We start from the raw sequence: 18009 nt of genomic DNA, 5'->3' as shown, positions 1-18009 counted from the left end.
AGCCTTATTATGAAAGTAGGTAAATATAATGAGATTTCTACCTTCATGGAAATGGCGATACAATAAATGAGAAAAAAAGTTGCATTTTATACACTTGGTTGTAAGCTGAATTTTTCTGAAACCTCTACCATTGCTAGAAGTTTTACAGATGAAGGCTTTGATCGTGTAGATTTTTCAGAGAAAGCAGATATATATGTTATTAACACGTGTTCGGTGACAGAGAATGCAGATAAACGTTTTAAAACTATTGTAAAGCAAGCACAAAAAGCAAATCAAAAAGCATTTGTTGCTGCAGTTGGGTGTTATGCCCAATTGAAACCACAAGAATTAGCCGATGTTAACGGGGTCGATTTGGTTTTGGGTGCTACCGAAAAGTTTAAAATTACCGATTATATAAACGATCTATCTAAAAACGATTTTGGAGAAGTACATTCTTGTGAAATAGAAGACGCCGATTTTTACGTAGGAAGTTATTCTATAGGGGATAGAACACGTGCTTTTTTAAAAGTACAAGATGGTTGCGATTATAAATGTACTTATTGTACCATTCCTTTGGCACGTGGTATTTCTAGAAGTGATACTGTACAAAATGTACTGGAGAATGCTCGGGAAATTTCTGCCCAAAACATAAAAGAAATTGTTTTAACAGGTGTGAATATTGGCGATTACGGTAAAGGTGAATTTGGAAACAAAAAGCACGAACATACGTTCTTAGATTTAGTTACCGAATTAGATAAAGTAGAAGGTATTGAGCGTTTACGAATTTCTTCTATAGAACCCAATCTTTTAAAGAACGAAACCATCGATTTGGTTTCAAAATCCAGGGCCTTTGTACCCCATTTTCATATCCCGTTGCAATCTGGAAGCAATGAAATCTTAAAAAAAATGAAACGTCGTTACATGCGTGAATTGTATGTAGACCGCGTTTCAAAAATAAAAGAAGTAATGCCGAGTGCCTGTATTGGTGTTGATGTAATTGTTGGATTTCCAGGTGAAACAGACGAACACTTTTTAGAAACTTACAACTTTTTAACCGAACTGGATATCTCATACTTACATGTATTTACTTATTCTGAGCGAGACAATACAGAGGCAGCAGAAATGGAAGGAGTTGTGCCTATGAATGTTAGAAATAAACGCAGTAAAATGTTGCGAGGATTATCGGTTAAAAAGCGTCGTGCTTTTTACGAAAGTCAGTTAGGTAGCCGTAAAACAGTTTTGTTTGAAAGTGAAAATAAAGAAGGCTATATTTATGGTTTTACTGAAAATTATATAAAAGTTAAAGCGCCTTGGAATCCTGAACTTGTAAATACATTGCATCAAGTAGAACTAATTAAAATTGATGACGATGGCTTGGTGCGGTTCGAATTTATTGAAGTATTTTCAAATTAAATAACTAGAGTAATACAATTCATCCCAATTATATCTTGTTTAACTTATTTATGATTGAAATTAAACCTGGTTTTGTATATTATTATAAACAATTGTAAATCATGTCCTAAATATGAAGAGAATAGTTTGCATGCTGTGTTTTGTCCCGTTCTTGTTGCTTAGTTGCTTTAATGATACTGACGATGATTATACAATTGAAGGTGTTTGGAAACTTACAGATTGGAATGTTGCCGATGGATTTGATATTAATAATGATGGCATTGTAAATACAAATATTTTAAATGAAATAGACTGCCCAAATAATGAAACCTTGGTTTTTGAATCTACAGGAGTGGTATCTTCAAATGAAACTTTCAATCCAACAATAGAAATAGCTTTGCAAAACGGCATTTTAAATTCTTATGCTTTTAATGTTGTTTGTGATGAAGAAGGTATTATAAGTTTTGCCACAACTTATATTAAAAATGGTAATGTGATTTTAATTGATAATGGCATAGCTAATATGAACAGAAATCAATTAATACGTGTATTTATTGATGCCATTAAAATATATAATGAAGATTTTACTGAAGTAGTGGCTACTAAAGATTTAACCTTAGTTTATACCAAGCAATAATTCTAAATACCAAGCACAAAAAAAAATCCGAAGCCAAACTTCGGATTCTATATTTTTCGTAAATCGAAAACTCATATTCTCAACCCAACAGGAAGCATACGCTTATATTTTCTATTGCTTCTTATAAACTTAGCAATTTCAGGACTAGTTGGTACAATACTTAAGTTGCGTTCTTCAATTTGTTGAAAAACAGCAGTTAAAAATTCTTTGCAAAAACCTTCGTCATTAATTTCTTCAGGAATAATAAGTTTAGTTAAAAAAATCTTTCGTTCTTGTAAAGAGTATTCAATTTTAGCTAAATGATTGTCAATTTTCAGTTCATATTGGCGTAAAAAATCATTATCTACTAATTCTGCAACATCAATCATAGTGAGTGTTTTTTAATTTTTTAGGAAACTTAAAATAGTGAGTACTATTATATAACTTTGTTCAGCAAAAATACGAAAAATAATCGTTAGTAAAAAGCAAAATATAGGTTTAATACCTTATGAAATAAACTATTAGCGGTTATCTTGTTTTTTATTTTTACATTAGAATTTATGAGTGAAGAAATAATACATGTTTATTTAATGCCAGGAATGGCAGCGAGTTCTAAAATTTTTGAATATATTAAATTGCCAGAAAACCAATTTAAAATACATTATTTGGAATGGATTTTACCCTTAAAAAACGAAACTATTAGCGCGTATGCCCTAAGAATGACCAAACATATAGTGCATGAAAACATCGTGTTAATGGGGGTGTCTTTTGGAGGTGTTTTAGTGCAAGAAATAAGCAAATATATTAAGGTTAGAAAGCTTATTATAGTATCTAGTGTGAAGTCTGCCCAGGAATTGCCCAAGAAAATGATATTGGCCAAAACAACTATGGCATATAAATTGTTGCCAATACAATTAGTAAGTAATATAGAGCTTTTTGCTAAGTATGCTTTTGGTAGCAATATTACAAAGCGGTTGGAGTTATATAAAAAATATTTATCGGTAAATGATAGTTCCTATTTAAGTTGGGCCATAAAAGAAATGGTTTGTTGGAACCAAGAAACCCGTCTAGCAGATATTATACACATTCATGGTGATAATGATGTGGTGTTTCCAATAAAAAATATTTCAAACTGCATTACGGTAAAAGGTGGAACGCATATTATGATTATCAATAAGTATAAATGGTTTAACGAAAATTTACCGTGTATAATTTTAAAGAATTAAACAAAATATTTACCTTTAAATAAAACTTTTTAAAATGAAGACTGTGCAGAAAATATTGGCGTTTGTGGGATTATTAAGTTTATGTGCGCTATTTGTTTATGCCCTACAAGATGCGCCAACCGATGAAAATTTTGAGAAGAAGCTTATAAACGATTATAATGTTTATGCGCTTCAAGTACCGAGCAATCTAGATTTTGCTGGTGAAGCTATGCCGCTTAAAAGTCCTGATATTTATGAGCGCATGGATAAAGAACTATTGGTTAATACTTATTGGCAATCTAATGGATTGTTAATGTTTAAGCGTGCCAAAAAATATTTCCCAATTATAGAACCTATTTTAGCAAAATACAATATTCCAGATGATTTTAAGTATTTAGCAGTTATAGAAAGTGGTTTAACAAATGCTGTTTCTCCTGCTGGAGCTAGAGGTGTTTGGCAAATTATGCCAGCTACAGGTAGAGAAAATGGATTAGAGGTTAATGATAATGTAGATGAACGCTATCATTTAGAAAAAGCGACAGAAGTAGCATGTAAATATCTGTTGAAATCTAAGGATGAATTAGGCTCATGGACATTGGCTGCCGCTGCATACAATGCGGGTAATTCAGGTATATCCAGATATTTAAGAGAACAAAATGTTAGCAATTATTACGATTTGCTATTAGGTGAAGAAACTGGACGTTATGTTTTTAGAATTGTAGCATTGAAAGAGATTTTAACCAACCCTGCAAAGTATGGTTTTAATTTCAGAGAAAAGGATTTATACAGTAATGTCCCAACCTACAAAGTTGAAGTGAAAACAGAAATAACAGATTTTACAAAATTTGCAGAACAGTACGGTATTAATTATAAAATATTAAAGATTCATAACCCATGGCTAAGAGAACCAAGGCTTAATAATAAATCTGGTAAAAATTATACGATTGAAATCCCTGAAATAGGGTATTATAATGTACGGTAGCGTATTAGCACGCTAAAAATAATTTTCATGAATAGAAGAGTCGGAACTGTTGCTATTACTGTGTTTATGCTCGGCTTGTGCAGTTGTAATAATTCAGATAAATCAAAAATTGATTCTGTTAATAACGAACAAAATAGTGTAGTAGAATCCGATACACTAACCAAACATTTAAAGCTTTTTAAAACAGATTTGCCAACCATTGGACTGTTAGTTTACAATGGAGTACTAATAACCGAGGTAACGGCTTCAGCAGATGTTTTTACAAAGCCTACTGAAAATTGCAACCAAGTTTTTAACGTTGTTACTATTGGCGAAACTAAAAATCCCATTGTTTCAGAAGAAGGTTTAAAAATAGTTCCTGATTATACGTTTGAAAATTGTCCGAAGTTGGAAGTTCTTTTCGTGCCAAGTGCTTACGATATATATGCCCAAGTTCACAACAAAAAAATTGTGGAGTTTATAAAAGAGAAAAATAAAGAAACCAAATATACGGTAAGCAATTGTGCTGGCGCGCAATTAATTGGCATATCTGGCATTGCAGATGGAATGAAAATTGTTACTTGGATAGGTGGTGGCGAGCAATTACAAAAAGATTACCCTAATTTAATTGTACAAAATGATGCTTTAGTAACTTATGTTGAAGACGGTAAATTCAGCTCTTCAAACGGTAATTTGGCGAGTTATATTTCTGCTTTGAATTTGGTAGAAAAAATGACCAACAAGGCACATAGGAAATTTGTAGAATCGTATTTGTATCTAGATAGGCTTCAAAACTGGAAGCAATAGTTAATTAACCTCTTCTTTTCTGAGATCGAATAGAGCCACCTGCACCAAAATGTTGGTTTGGCATTTGTGAACGCTTCATGTTTTCCTTCATCATTTTTATTTGGTCAGTAAGCATGCCTTGTTTATCTAATTTTTGAGCTTCAGAAAGCAATTTTTCAGCTTCTAGTTTTCTGCGTTTAGAAAAAGCAATGCCAGATAAATTTAGTTTCGCCATAGCCAAATCATGGTTCATAGACAATCCTAAAGCAATAGCTTTCTTAAAATATTTTTCTGCTTCATTCATGTTGGTTTGAGAAACCATCAAACCATGTAAATAATTATAATACCCTTGTTGCTTGGTAACTAAAGCAGCTTCAGGATTTTTAATTTTATCAAGCCATTTTTTAGCGCCTTCAAAATCTTGTTTACGTAACCTTAAAAATGCCAATAAAATAAACTCGTTTTTAAAATATAGAAACACAAAAATTAAGGAAAGTAATATAAACATAATACCGTTGCCAATATTTCCTTCCGTAAATTGATAAACTGCAAAGGCTATTATTCCAGCTGCTATAATTAATTTTATTATTTTATTGTACATTTTTTATGGTTTGAATTGTTGCATTGGATGCTTTTTTGCATCTAGTTTTAATATAGAATGCAAAGAAACTAAATTTTTATCAAAATCAATCCATAGATATTTAACAAAAAAGTGATGTTTCAACCAAATAAATTAAGTGTTTATTAAGGTGTTTAATCTCAAAAAAATAATTCAAAATATTTTTAAAATAACATTTGCCAAAGTAAAAACTCTTTGTATATTTGCGCTCAGTTTTGGAGAAAGCCAAAATTATAAATAATAAAGTACAATTCAGATTTTAAAGATATAAGATAATGAGTAAAAGAACATTTCAGCCATCAAAAAGAAAAAGAAGAAACAAACATGGTTTTAGAGAAAGAATGGCTTCTGCTAATGGAAGAAAAGTACTTGCTCGTAGAAGAGCTAAAGGTAGAAAAAAGTTGTCTGTATCATCTGAATCAAGACATAAAAAATAATGATTAACAATTGTTGATATTTAAAAGGTGTTACTTAAGTGTAACGCCTTTTTTTATATCTACAAATCACTACTTTTGTAACTTATTATAAAACACTATTTAAACAATAAAAATGCCGAAAAATTCAAAACTAAAATCTATCCTAATTATTGGCTCAGGACCTATTGTAATAGGGCAAGCATGCGAATTTGACTATTCAGGGTCTCAAGCTCTACGATCGTTAAGAGAAGATGGAATTGAAACAATTTTAATTAATTCTAACCCAGCAACTATTATGACTGACCCTTCGATGGCAGATCATATTTATTTGTTGCCGCTTACTACTAAATCGTTAGTAAAAATTCTTAAGGAACATCCACAAATCGATGCCGTTTTACCAACAATGGGAGGTCAAACCGCACTGAATTTATGTATTGAAGCTGATGAAAAAGGTATCTGGAATGATTTTGACGTAGAAATAATTGGAGTAGATATAGATGCTATTAATATTACAGAAGACAGAGAGAAGTTTAGAGAATTGATGCTTAAAATAGGCATCCCTATGGCGCCTCAGGCTACTGCAACTTCTTATTTAAAAGGAAAAGAAATAGCACAAGAATATGGCTTTCCATTAGTAATTAGAGCTTCATTTACCCTTGGAGGCGCAGGAGCATCGATTGTGTATAATGAAGAAAGTTATGATGAGTTATTGACTCGCGGATTAGAAATTTCTCCTATCCATGAAGTCATGATTGATAAAGCGTTGATTGGTTGGAAAGAGTATGAGTTAGAGCTACTTCGTGATGCAAATGATAACGTGGTTATTATTTGTTCTATTGAAAACATGGACCCGATGGGGATTCATACGGGAGATTCCATTACGGTTGCTCCGGCAATGACTTTAAGCGATAAAACGTATCAAAAAATGCGTGATATGGCTATACATATGATGCGTAGTATTGGCGATTTTGCTGGAGGGTGTAACGTGCAATTTGCAGTAAGTCCAGATGAAAAAGAAGATATAATTGCTATTGAAATAAATCCACGTGTATCGCGTTCATCAGCGTTGGCAAGTAAAGCAACAGGTTATCCTATAGCAAAAATTGCTGCTAAACTAGCGATTGGCTATCATTTAGATGAATTGCAAAATCAAATAACTAAATCTACTTCAGCTTTATTTGAACCAACTTTAGATTATGTTATTGTAAAAATACCACGTTGGAATTTCGATAAATTTGAAGGAAGTGATAGAACTTTGGGAATTCAAATGAAATCGGTTGGCGAAGTTATGGGTATTGGTCGATCGTTTCAGGAAGCACTTCATAAAGCAACGCAATCCCTTGAAATTAAGCGTAATGGTTTAGGAGCAGATGGAAAGGAAAATAAGAATTACGAGCAAATTATAGAAAAACTTACTTACGCTTCTTGGGATCGTGTATTTATTATTTATGATGCCATAGCAATGGGGATTCCGTTAAGTAGAATTCATGAAATCACAAAAATAGATATGTGGTTTCTAAGACAGTATGAAGAATTGCACTTGCTTCAAAAAGAAATTTCTACTTATACAATTGATACTATTCAAAAAGACTTGTTGCTTGAGGCAAAGCAAAAAGGTTATGGAGATAGACAAATAGCTCACATGCTTGGGTGTTTGGAAAGTCAGGTTTATAACAAACGTGAAGAATTTGGTGTGAATCGTGTGTATAAATTGGTAGATACGTGTGCAGCTGAGTTTAAAGCAAAAACACCCTATTATTATTCAACATTTGAAAGTGACATGGAAACTGCCGACGGAAAACGTTATGCAGATAACGAAAGTATTGTTACAGATAAAAAGAAAGTTATTGTTCTAGGCTCTGGTCCAAACCGAATTGGACAAGGTATTGAGTTCGATTATTGCTGTGTACACGGTGTTTTAGCTGCTGCGGAATGTGGTTATGAAACCATCATGATTAACTGTAATCCTGAAACGGTTTCAACCGATTTTGATACCGCTCATAAACTTTATTTCGAACCAGTTTTCTGGGAACATATTTACGATATCATTAAGCACGAAAAACCGGAAGGTGTTATCGTTCAACTAGGTGGGCAAACCGCTTTAAAACTTGCTGAAAAATTAACCAAATACGGTATTAAAATTATAGGAACAAGTTTTGAATCTTTAGATTTAGCTGAAGATAGAGGGCATTTTTCAAACCTTTTAAAAGAGAATAACATCCCTTATCCAGAGTTCGATATTGCAACTACTGCCGACGAAGCTGCAGCAATAGCAGATGTGTTGGATTTTCCAATATTGGTACGTCCATCATACGTACTTGGTGGGCAAGGCATGAAGATTGTAATCAATAAAGAAGAACTTGAAAAGCATGTGGTTGATTTATTAAGCCAAATGCCAGGGAACCAATTGCTTTTAGACCATTATTTGGAAGGCGCTATTGAAGCAGAAGCTGATGCCATTTGTGATGGAGAAGATGTCTATATTATTGGTATCATGGAACATATTGAACCTTGTGGAATCCATTCAGGAGATAGTAATTCTATGCTGCCTCCATTTAATTTAGGTGAGTTTGTGATGCAACAAATTAAAGACCACACTAAAAAAATTGCTTTAGCACTTAATACGGTTGGTTTAATAAATATTCAGTTTGCCATTAAAGACGATATTGTTTACATTATTGAAGCGAACCCAAGGGCATCTCGTACCGTACCATTTATAGCTAAAGCTTATGGAGAACCGTATGTAAACTATGCTACTAAAGTGATGCTTGGAGAAAAGAAAGTGAAAGATTTTAACTTTAATCCGCAGTTAACAGGGTATGCCATTAAACAACCTGTATTCTCTTTCAATAAGTTTCATAATGTGAATAAGAAGTTAGGACCAGAAATGAAAAGTACGGGTGAGAGTATTTTGTTTATAGATAGTTTAAAAGACGATGAGTTTTACGAACTATACTCAAGACGAAAAATGTACTTAAATAAATAAAAACAGAAAAGCCGCTTTAAGCGGCTTTTTTTATGTCTTTTTAAGGGAGAAATTTAAGGAGACTTCAACTGTTTCAGAGACTTTGTCTTTTACTACTTTAGGAATTTTTATATCAAAATCTGATGCATTTACTTTGAAATTACCTGACACATTTATAAAAACCCCTTCTCGTGAAAACGTTAGAGGAATGGATTCTAGCTTTTTTGTTTTACCATGAAAAGTTAAAGAGCCACTTATTTTAAATACCGTATTTGAACTTAATTTTTCTATAGAGAAATCTTTTAAGTTTCCTTTAAAAGTGGCTTTTGGATACTTGTCAGATTCTGCATAGTTTTCATTAAAATGTTCTTCCATAAGAGCATTTTTAAATCGAAACCCTTTAACCAAAATCAATGCTGCAAACGCACCGCTTTCAACTTCAATTATAGCTGTCGCAGAATTATTAATAGCTTTAACTTCTTCAAAAGAAGAAACAGAAGCTTCAAAGTTTACTATGCCTGTTTTTGTAATATACTTGGTTTGTGAAAATATATTAAGGCTTAAAAAGGCAATAAAATATGTTATTGTTTTTTTCATTTTGAATTTATTTAATATACTAAATCAATATGAACTTTATCTAATTTTCCAGCAAACCGTCATCTACCCATTGTTGAATTAAATCTCTATTATTTTGAGACATTAATCCACTTTGGGGCATAGGGTTGTTAGTACTGTTTATTCTGCTGATTAAACCTCTTGTTTCTACGGCGCTTTTTACCTGGCTATATGTTGTTAAAGACATGGGTGCACTATTTGTTGGTGGATTACCATGGCATGAAGTGCAATGAGCATTCATTATACTTTTTATATTAGCATTATAAGTAACTTTACCAGAGGGGTTGGGGTTGGGGTTCGGATTTGGTGTAGGCGAAGTTTCATCGTCACTACCACTAGAGCAATTGAATAGCAATATAATTGTTGCAAATACATAGATTAAACTTTTAAATTTCATAACGTCAAATTTTAAATTAATTTTTATTAATATTATTTATTTATGGGGTTGGACCTAAAAAGTTCTACTTAGGTTAAATCCAAAGTATATATTGCCATCGGTCCAATCTCCTGTTGCTTGACCTAAAAAGCCGTTGGTATTCATGGCTTGTGCATTGGTAAAGTGCATTTGAAAAACATGCCCACCAGTTTCTAGGTCTAAGCCAAGGGATAATGGGTTTTTAAAGGGCGAATTACCAGATCTATTTAAATGCCAGCCGTAATCGGCATTTATAGACCATCTTTTCCCTAATTTATAACGCCCACCTATACCTAAAGCAAACTGGGAATTATCTTGTTCTTCTATTAAAACATAGTTGTCGTGAAAAAATGTAGGAGCGAATTCTATAGATAAATTGGTGTTCACCTTTCTAGAAATTAATAGTTGTGCAGCATATCCTAAACGATCCTTGAATTTAATTGATGGTACATCGTTTTCATCTAAAGCTGTATTGATTAGGAGGTCATTAAAACCAACAATAGTAAAAGGAAATCCATCCTTTTCCTGTCTTATAAGTCTATATTTTAATGAGGTTTCATAAGTTTTTTGAAACGAACTCCTTGATACGCCAATATTTAGCCCATCTGAAATTCCGTATACAAAATTGAGTCTGGTTACGGCATCATCAAGTCCAAAAAACGTGTTTATGCCATTTTTAATTGTGCCAAATCTGTGTGATACAATAAATGTTAATTGTTTTTTTGCAACCAGTTTAGTAGATTCGAAGTTTACAATTTTCAATCCTTTAAATGTTGCTATTTCATATTGATAATTTGTCGAGTCTATATCAATTTCTTTTAACAAATCATTTTGAGCATAAGCGAATAAAGAAAATATTGATAAGATAAATATTGTGATGATTTTCATAGGTTCAATTGTATTTAAATGGTAGCTATTGTTTTAAAAATCGTATCGTTTTAGAAAAGTTATTTGCTGATATTTTTAAAATATACATGCCTTTGCTCCATTTTGAAACATCTATTAGACTTTCTAACACTTTGCTTGTATACACTTGTTTTCCCAATAAATCAAACACTACTACGCTATTTATGCTTAAGTTTGAATTTGATGGTTTTTTTAATTGGATAAGGGTATTAGCAGGATTTGGAGATATAATGATTTCGTTTAATTGAAAATTGTCTAAACTTAAAGTTGTAGATGCTTCAATAACATCAATATCTAAAGTGGCTGAAATGGCAGCACCTTCCCAGGCGGGAGACGAACTGCTTAGAATACGCATCGTATTAACATTTTGTAATGTTTGGGATATGTTTGTGCCTCCAACCAATGTGAAGTCAGAGGCGCTAATTGGAATTGTTACATCTGTCCACGGACTACCACTAGTAATAGTAAAGGCATTTGTTGTACATATTCTGCCGCCAGTTCCATCAAAAGCGATTCTTAAGTTTAGAGAGTTTGTTGTTGCTTTAGCTTTGAATTTTATAGCAACAATACTTTGCCCAGTATAATTGCCAGTCCATTGGTTTTGGTTAAACATGATCATTTTACTTCCAGCTCCAAAACCTCCACTCGAAACATTTCGTAAAAAATTGTCGTTTGCCCCATTTGGTCCTCCAGTAGAAATATTAACAGGAGGATTTGGTGAAGACGACGAACCTCCGCCTTCTTCCCAAGACTGTGCTGTGCCGTTTTCAAAATCATCAATTTGACCTGCAACCACCTGGGATGAAACCGATGTTGAAATCAATATTGAAAGAATAAAAAGTAATGTTGTTTTCATGATGTTTTAGTTTTTAGGATTAATCAATAATAGTACATTGGTCTAGTTTTACTTGTTCTAACAAGTCATCATAGCCAATAAAACGTCCTTTAATTTTAATTTGGTCAGTACTTAGATCCGTTTGGATTTCACTTGAAAATTGACAAAACACTTTGCTCTCTATAGTGATGTTTTTTGGGTTTTTATCTGAAATACTGCCACTAACTTCAATAGTTTTATTTAAATATTTATTTTCTGACGATATGGGGTTAATTGCAAATTCATTCGAAATGTTTGATGCTGTAAGTTTATACATAGATGTCTCGGTAGCTATATCCCGATGGTCTTGATAAATGTATCTGTAGCCTATAATAGCTACAATACATAGCAATATTAATATGAACCATTTTTTCATAACCTTTTGTTTTTTAAACTGCTTCAGCTTTTAAACTGAAGCAGTTCTGCTAGTAATCAAATGTTTTTAACACTTAAAAATTACATTTGAAATGAAATTTTTCTTTTTCATTAAGTATTTCTACTAGCTTGTTTATTTAATAAAACGAAAAAATAATTAGTTACAATTATTTTTATATCGCATTCTATCGTTCCCGCCAACTCTTAGGTCAATTTTGGTTTCGGTATATTTTGATATTTCATGTAAAACCCAGTTGTTGTTGCAATACGGTAAATTGGGGATATTTATAGAAACTGTTAAACTGTTTCCGGAGCCTGTAGTAGTGTAAGTACCGTAATCTGTATTATTGGAGTAATAAGCAGAAACAGTTCCATTGGTGCGAAAATTAAAGGTGTAACCATCGTAATAGTTATCATAATCATTTCCATAACGCTCTAATTTATCAATGGTCCAACCCGAACAGTTGGTTAAAATGTTAAGTAATTGGTCTTGATTACAGTCATTACAATCATCATCATTATAATCATAATCATCATCTTCATCACAATTATTATTATAAGTTTCTATAAGGTTTTTTAGTTCAATTAGATTGTTAATAGTTAATTGGGTGCCATTATATAGTGTTACTTCAATTGGGAATTTAATGGTAACAAAATCTTTACTACTTAAATTTTTGATAAACCCATATAGCTGAATATCTGAAGTCATGGTAATGCTATCTATAATTTCGTTGCTTGAGTTGTACAAAGACGCAGTAATAGGGTAATTAAAATCTAAGCATTCTATATCGTCGTCGATTTCATTTTCACCATTGCAAGTGCTGGAGTAATTATATAATTCTGTATAATTATAGATGGTTACATTCCTGAAATCACTAAGAATTATAGTAATTGGGAAAGAAATGGATAAAGTATCAATATCATCATCGTCATCATCAAAAATGTATTCAATAATTTTGTAATCTTCTTCTGTATTAATAGTAATGCTATTACCGTTTACCGTTACAGTAATAGGTAATTTTATATTAAAGCAATTCGCTTTATCTATGATATTATCGTTAGACCCATCATTGGTAGAGGTTTTTTGCATTAAACTAGCAACCGAAGAATTGGCAACCAAAACTTCATCTTCTGGAGCCTGTATAGATTCAGTTTCTTCGGTTCTGCAAGAAGTAATGAGCACCATTGATGTTATAAAGATGTAAAAGATAACTTTTAGAGCTATTGTTTTCATAATTTGGCGGTCTTTACAGAAGCTTTTATTAATTAAACAACTTGGAATGTAGAACTCCTGAAACTTTTAATAATTTTTTTATATAACTTTAAAGCACTAAATTAAATACTTTGCCAAAAGAACTTAACAACCATATTTGTAATGACAAAGTTTTTGAGCGTGTTTACAATAAATACTCACAAGACTTGCTTAATTTTTTATACTATAAATATGGTTCGCAAATAAACCCTAACGACGTTGCACAAGATGCGTTTATCAAATTATGGGATAATTGTAAAAATGTTAGTTTAAGTAAAGCTAAATCTTTTTTGTTTACGGTTGCCAACAATATGATGTTGAATGAAATAAAGCACCAAAAAGTGGTTTTAAAATTCCGTCAAGTTAAACCAAAAGATTTTACTAATGAAACGCCAGAGTTTATTTTAGAAAAAGAGCAATTTTTACAACGCTATCAAAAAACATTGGAAAATTTAAATGAAGAACAGCGTGTTGCTTTTTTATTGAATAAAGTGGAAGGAAAAAAGCATAGCGAAATTGCTGAACTTTTGGGAGTTACTCAAAAAGTTGTTGAATATAGAATTTATAGTGCCTTTAACACTTTGAAGAAAGAGTTGGAAGGATTTAAAATAAAATAGTCAGGAGAATTTAGTTTGAGGTTGTTATATATGTAAAAGTTAAGGATAGATGGACAAAGAGCAATTAATGGGGAAATGGTTAAAAGGAGAGCTAAATGATTCTGAAAAAGAAATTTTTAGCAAGTTAGATGATGCACAGCTAAACGGATATATTATTGATAATGCGCAACATTTTAAAGCATCACATTTTTTTAAGTTAAATGATTTTGATACGTTTAAAAGGCAGTACAAATCATCAAAAGCACCTGTTGAAAAATTAAATGGGTTTAGTGCGCTGCTAAAAGTAGCGAGTGTTATTGTAATTAGTTTAGGTATCTATTTTACCTTTTTTTCAAACTCACTTTCCCATTTCGAAACCTTAGCTGGCGAGAAATCTGCTTTTGAGCTTCCAGACCATTCTAAAGTAGAATTAAATGCGCTATCTTCAATTGAATTCAATACCAAAAATTGGGATGACAATAGGTTTTTAATGCTTGATGGAGAAGCTTATTTTATGGTTTCCAAAGGGAAAACCTTTAATGTTAAAACCAAAAGCGGAACAGTAACAGTTGTAGGTACACAGTTTAATGTAAAACAGCGTGATAATTTTTTTGAAGTAAAGTGTTTTGAAGGTATTGTAAAAGTAACTTCGGATACTATAACTAGAAAACTATTGGAAGGCGATGTGTATCAAATTTTAAATGGTAAGTTCACCCAAAGTAAAGTTTTGACTTCTGCTCCAAAATGGACAGACAATAGGAGTGAATTTGAGGCTATTCCAATAAAAGAAGTGCTTTCGGAATTAGAACGACAATATAATGTACAAGTCACTTTTAAAAATATCGATACTAACAGATTGTTTACTGGGGGCTTTGTACATAATAACCTTGAAAATGCCCTCATTGCCATAACGCAACCTATGAATATGACCTATGAATTGAGTTCTTCAAAACTGGTAATAATTCATGGAAAGGAGCATTAAGAAAACAACCACTTTTTTTAGTTTTTTGCTTTTTGTCTTTTTTAGTAGTTATGCTCAAAATGCCAATAAGCAGGAATCATTGACTCATGTTATAAATGCATTAGAGGAGCAGTATCAGGTTCAATTTAATTATGCCGAAGATACTATTGAAGCTATTTTACTTATTCCTCCAATTAAAAGTTTATCATTAAACGAAGCCTTAACTTATCTAGAAGATCAAACTGGGTTGTTGTTTTCTATAATGAGTGATAGCATTGTTCTTGTTAAACCTAAAGAATTCATGGTGTTGTGTGGTTATTTAAGAGATAAAGATAATTTGCAACCCTTAGCATCGGCAACAGTTCAAACTTTAAATAACTCTACCATAACAGACGAAAATGGCTTTTTTCAAATTAAAGTTGAAAATATCACACAGCCTATCACTATTCGGTTTTTAGGATATAAAACCATTGTCCTAAGGTATGATCAATTTTCAAAATCTGGTTGTGAAGATGTTTTTTTATTTCCAAATCTTCAATCACTATCAGAAGTTGTTGTTTCAAATTATATTACAAGTGGTATTAGTAAGATTAACAATGGTTCTTATGAAATAGATTTTTCTGATTTTGATATTCTTCCGGGATTAATTGATAATGATGTTTTACAGTCTGTTCAGGCATTTCCAGGTATTCAAAGTATCAACGAAACGGTTTCAAATATTAATATTAGAGGTGGCACCCACGATCAAAACCTCATTCTTTGGGATGATATTAAAATGTACCAATCTGGTCATTTTTTTGGACTAATCTCAATGTATAATCCACAAATTACGCAAACAGTTACTTTAAGGAAAAATGGTAGTGATGTAGGTTATACAGATGGTGTTTCTGGCACCATTTCAATGCAAACCAATCCATCGGTTAACAACAAGTTTAACGCAACTATGGGCGTTAACCTAATCGATGCCAATGCCTTTGTAGACGTTCCAATTAATAAAGCGTCTTCTATACAAGTGGCAGCAAGAAAATCGATTAGCAATTTTGTGGAAACGCCAACTTACACGGCCTTTTTTGACAGAATTTCTCAAAATACAGAGGTTTCTAACAATACCACAACTATAACCAATTCAGATAAAACATTTGATTTTTACGATACTTCTTTACGTTGGATATATAAAATAAGCAGCAAAGATGAATTGCGTATTAATTTTATAAATGTTTATAATGAACTTCAGTTTAACGAAAATGCACTTGTAATTGAAAAAGCGGAATCTAAGGAAAGTAATTTAACCCAAAATAGTATTGCAGGGGCATTGCATTATCACAGAATATGGAACGACAAACTGCAAACAACATTCGAAGCTTATGAAACCGATTATAAACTTAAAGCTGTAAATGTCGATATACTAGGTTCCCAACGATTTTTACAAGAAAATATCGTATCAGAAACTAGTTTAAAGTTAAAAAGTAATTACAGATTTAATGATGTTTTACATTTATTGAGCGGTTACCATTTTGTAGAAACCGAAGTTACCAATTTAGATGATGTGGATACCCCATTGTTCAGGCTTTTGATTTCGGAGGTGGTTAGAACACATGGTGTTTTTTCACAATTGGGTTACAGGTCTATTAACAGGAGTTCAAATTTTAATTTTGGTGTTAGATATAATTTTATTGAGAAATTCAGTAAGTCTATTTGGGAACCTCGATTAAGTTTTAGTCAGCGATTTTTAGACTTTTTTACGGTTGAAGTTTTGGGCGAGTTTAAGCATCAGAATACATCACAGGTTATCAATTTCCAAAACGATTTTTTAGGAATTGAAAAACGTAGGTGGCAACTATCAAATAACAATGATATTCCTGTTATTACAAGCAAACAGGTGTCTTTAGGTTTAAACTATAGTCATAGAGATTGGTTATTTAATATAGAGGGATATATAAAGCATATTGAAGGTATTACAGCACAAAGCCAAGGATTTCAAAATCAATTCGAATTTGCCAAAGGTACGGGTGTTAACCATGTAAGTGGTATTGATTTTTTATTTAGAAAGCATTTCAATAAGTTTAATACTTGGATAAGTTATGCGTATATGCACAATAACTACCGTTTTAAAGACTTGCAATCCAATTATTTTCCAAGTAATTATAACATTAAACATGCCGCTACTTTAGGTGTTTCTTATAGCTTAGCGAATTTAAAACTATCGGCTGGATTTAATTGGCATTCTGGAAAACCTACTACTTTACCAGTTTCAGGAAATGAAATTGTAAATGGAGAAGTGAATTATGAAGCTGTTAATATTTCAAATCTAGAAGACTATTTACGCTTAGATATGTCTGCGCTTTATAACTTTAAATTAACCAACAAAACCAAAGCAAATGTTGGGGTTTCATTTTGGAATGTTTTAAATAGAGAAAATCAGATTAATCAATTTTATAAAATAAACAGTGAAGAGTTAAATGAAACAAATCAACGCTCTTTGGGTTTAACCCCTAATGCTGTTTTGAGGGTAGATTTCTAAAATTAGTTTAATTTTCAGTCAATTCAATTTTTGCATTTTGATCTTTTAAAGAATCTAAATACAGTTCCATTTTAAATTCTGAGGTTCTGAATGCAGTGGTTCTGTTTTTAGCTTGCTCTTGTCTTGCAATACTTCTGGCAAAACGACGCACCTTGTTTTTAGTGTCTAAAATAATACCCGGAACGGGTACGTTCTTGCCATTTTCATCTTTAGCAACCATGGTAAAATAAGATGAATTACAGTGTTTTTTTTCGCCTGTTTGAATGTTTTCAGATTCAATTCTAACACCAATAACCATAGAGGTTTTTCCTGTGTAATTAACAGAAGCTTTTAGTGTTACAAGTTCGCCAACTTCTATTGGATTTAAAAAATCTACCTTATTTACCGATGCGGTTACACAATAATTTCTTGAGTGTTTAGAGGCGCAAGCAAAAGCTATTTGGTCCATTAGACCTAAAATAAAACCTCCATGAATTTTACCACTAAAATTAGAATGCGATGGTAGCATTAATTGTGTAATGGTTATTTGCGATTCTTCAATTGTTCTAAGCATAG

The 18009-nt window shown here is 32.0% G+C and carries 19 protein-coding genes; 10 read left to right on the top strand and 9 right to left on the bottom strand.

Going from position 1 to position 18009, the window contains the following annotated elements; genetic code table 11:
• The first annotated feature begins 66 nt into the window (after positions 1–66).
• Both mtaB and VP395_RS11565 read left to right on the top strand, forming a co-directional pair.
• Positions 67–1392 carry a tRNA (N(6)-L-threonylcarbamoyladenosine(37)-C(2))-methylthiotransferase MtaB gene (gene mtaB, locus VP395_RS11570; RefSeq protein ID WP_346242170.1) on the top strand — a complete coding sequence of 442 codons (1326 nt, stop codon included), beginning with the start codon at positions 67–69 and terminating at the stop codon, positions 1390–1392.
• A gap of 112 nt (positions 1393–1504) precedes the next feature.
• Positions 1505–2008 (top strand): hypothetical protein, encoded by a 504-nt coding sequence (locus VP395_RS11565; RefSeq protein WP_346242169.1) that lies wholly within the window; start codon positions 1505–1507, stop codon positions 2006–2008.
• 71 nt (positions 2009–2079) lie between these two features.
• On the opposite strand, the gene VP395_RS11560 is transcribed toward VP395_RS11565, so the two are convergent.
• The gene (locus VP395_RS11560) at positions 2080–2376 is read right to left on the bottom strand and encodes an N-acetyltransferase (protein WP_346242168.1); all 297 of its coding nucleotides are present in this window, start codon (positions 2374–2376) and stop codon (positions 2080–2082) included.
• 171 nt (positions 2377–2547) lie between these two features.
• Here VP395_RS11560 and VP395_RS11555 point away from each other — a divergent pair, with 171 nt between their 5' ends.
• The 3 genes from VP395_RS11555 to VP395_RS11545 are packed head-to-tail and all read left to right on the top strand — an operon-like array spanning position 2548 to position 4960.
• Complete coding sequence (locus VP395_RS11555) at positions 2548–3213, top strand: alpha/beta hydrolase (RefSeq protein ID WP_346242167.1); 666 nt, start codon at positions 2548–2550, stop codon at positions 3211–3213.
• A 34-nt stretch (positions 3214–3247) separates the two neighbouring features.
• Positions 3248–4174 carry a lytic transglycosylase domain-containing protein gene (locus VP395_RS11550; protein WP_346242166.1) on the top strand — a complete coding sequence of 309 codons (927 nt, stop codon included), beginning with the start codon at positions 3248–3250 and terminating at the stop codon, positions 4172–4174.
• A 27-nt stretch (positions 4175–4201) separates the two neighbouring features.
• Positions 4202–4960 carry a DJ-1/PfpI family protein gene (locus VP395_RS11545; RefSeq protein ID WP_346242165.1) on the top strand — a complete coding sequence of 253 codons (759 nt, stop codon included), beginning with the start codon at positions 4202–4204 and terminating at the stop codon, positions 4958–4960.
• 4 nt (positions 4961–4964) lie between these two features.
• On the opposite strand, the gene VP395_RS11540 is transcribed toward VP395_RS11545, so the two are convergent.
• Positions 4965–5540 carry a DUF2892 domain-containing protein gene (locus tag VP395_RS11540; RefSeq protein WP_346242164.1) on the bottom strand — a complete coding sequence of 192 codons (576 nt, stop codon included), beginning with the start codon at positions 5538–5540 and terminating at the stop codon, positions 4965–4967.
• A 293-nt stretch (positions 5541–5833) separates the two neighbouring features.
• On the opposite strand from VP395_RS11540, the gene rpmH reads away from it, so the two are divergent.
• Both rpmH and carB read left to right on the top strand, forming a co-directional pair.
• Positions 5834–5995, top strand: a complete 162-nt coding sequence (rpmH, locus tag VP395_RS11535; protein ID WP_038527912.1) for a 50S ribosomal protein L34 — start codon at positions 5834–5836, stop codon at positions 5993–5995.
• 112 nt (positions 5996–6107) lie between these two features.
• Entirely contained in the window at positions 6108–8960 is a 2853-nt protein-coding gene (carB, locus tag VP395_RS11530; protein ID WP_346242163.1) for a carbamoyl-phosphate synthase large subunit, read from the top strand.
• A gap of 30 nt (positions 8961–8990) precedes the next feature.
• Here the strand turns inward: carB and VP395_RS11525 are convergent, their stop codons facing one another.
• The 6 genes from VP395_RS11525 to VP395_RS11500 form a co-directional block, all read right to left on the bottom strand.
• Positions 8991–9536 carry a YceI family protein gene (locus VP395_RS11525; protein WP_346242162.1) on the bottom strand — a complete coding sequence of 182 codons (546 nt, stop codon included), beginning with the start codon at positions 9534–9536 and terminating at the stop codon, positions 8991–8993.
• Between the two features lie 40 nt (positions 9537–9576).
• Positions 9577–9951: a cytochrome c gene (locus VP395_RS11520; RefSeq protein ID WP_346242161.1), complete on the bottom strand. Its 375-nt coding sequence runs from the start codon at positions 9949–9951 to the stop codon at positions 9577–9579.
• Between the two features lie 54 nt (positions 9952–10005).
• Positions 10006–10857: a DUF5777 family beta-barrel protein gene (locus VP395_RS11515; protein ID WP_346242160.1), complete on the bottom strand. Its 852-nt coding sequence runs from the start codon at positions 10855–10857 to the stop codon at positions 10006–10008.
• A gap of 25 nt (positions 10858–10882) precedes the next feature.
• Positions 10883–11731 carry a T9SS type A sorting domain-containing protein gene (locus VP395_RS11510; RefSeq protein ID WP_346242159.1) on the bottom strand — a complete coding sequence of 283 codons (849 nt, stop codon included), beginning with the start codon at positions 11729–11731 and terminating at the stop codon, positions 10883–10885.
• 19 nt (positions 11732–11750) lie between these two features.
• Positions 11751–12125 (bottom strand): OB-fold protein, encoded by a 375-nt coding sequence (locus tag VP395_RS11505; RefSeq protein ID WP_346242158.1) that lies wholly within the window; start codon positions 12123–12125, stop codon positions 11751–11753.
• Positions 12126–12281: 156 nt separating this feature from the next.
• Entirely contained in the window at positions 12282–13358 is a 1077-nt protein-coding gene (locus VP395_RS11500) for a hypothetical protein (protein ID WP_346242157.1), read from the bottom strand.
• A 110-nt stretch (positions 13359–13468) separates the two neighbouring features.
• Here VP395_RS11500 and VP395_RS11495 point away from each other — a divergent pair, with 110 nt between their 5' ends.
• Genes VP395_RS11495 through VP395_RS11485 form a run of 3 tightly spaced genes read left to right on the top strand, consistent with a single transcriptional unit; the run spans position 13469 to position 17454 of the window.
• On the top strand, positions 13469–13993 hold the full coding sequence (locus tag VP395_RS11495) for an RNA polymerase sigma factor (RefSeq protein WP_346242156.1): 525 nt from the start codon (positions 13469–13471) through the stop codon (positions 13991–13993).
• Between the two features lie 49 nt (positions 13994–14042).
• Positions 14043–14954: a FecR family protein gene (locus VP395_RS11490; RefSeq protein WP_346242155.1), complete on the top strand. Its 912-nt coding sequence runs from the start codon at positions 14043–14045 to the stop codon at positions 14952–14954.
• A complete protein-coding gene (locus VP395_RS11485) occupies positions 14938–17454 on the top strand; it encodes a TonB-dependent receptor (RefSeq protein ID WP_346242154.1) in 2517 nt (838 codons plus the stop codon). Before VP395_RS11490 ends, VP395_RS11485 begins: the two co-directional genes overlap by 17 nt.
• Before the next feature lie 7 nt (positions 17455–17461).
• Here the strand turns inward: VP395_RS11485 and VP395_RS11480 are convergent, their stop codons facing one another.
• Positions 17462–18007, bottom strand: a complete 546-nt coding sequence (locus VP395_RS11480) for an acyl-CoA thioesterase (RefSeq protein WP_346242153.1) — start codon at positions 18005–18007, stop codon at positions 17462–17464.
• Positions 18008–18009: the final 2 nt, after the last annotated feature.

The organism is Mariniflexile soesokkakense (assembly GCF_039650365.1).
Classification (GTDB): domain Bacteria; phylum Bacteroidota; class Bacteroidia; order Flavobacteriales; family Flavobacteriaceae; genus Mariniflexile; species Mariniflexile soesokkakense.
This window is presented reverse-complemented; position numbering and strand designations above follow the sequence as displayed.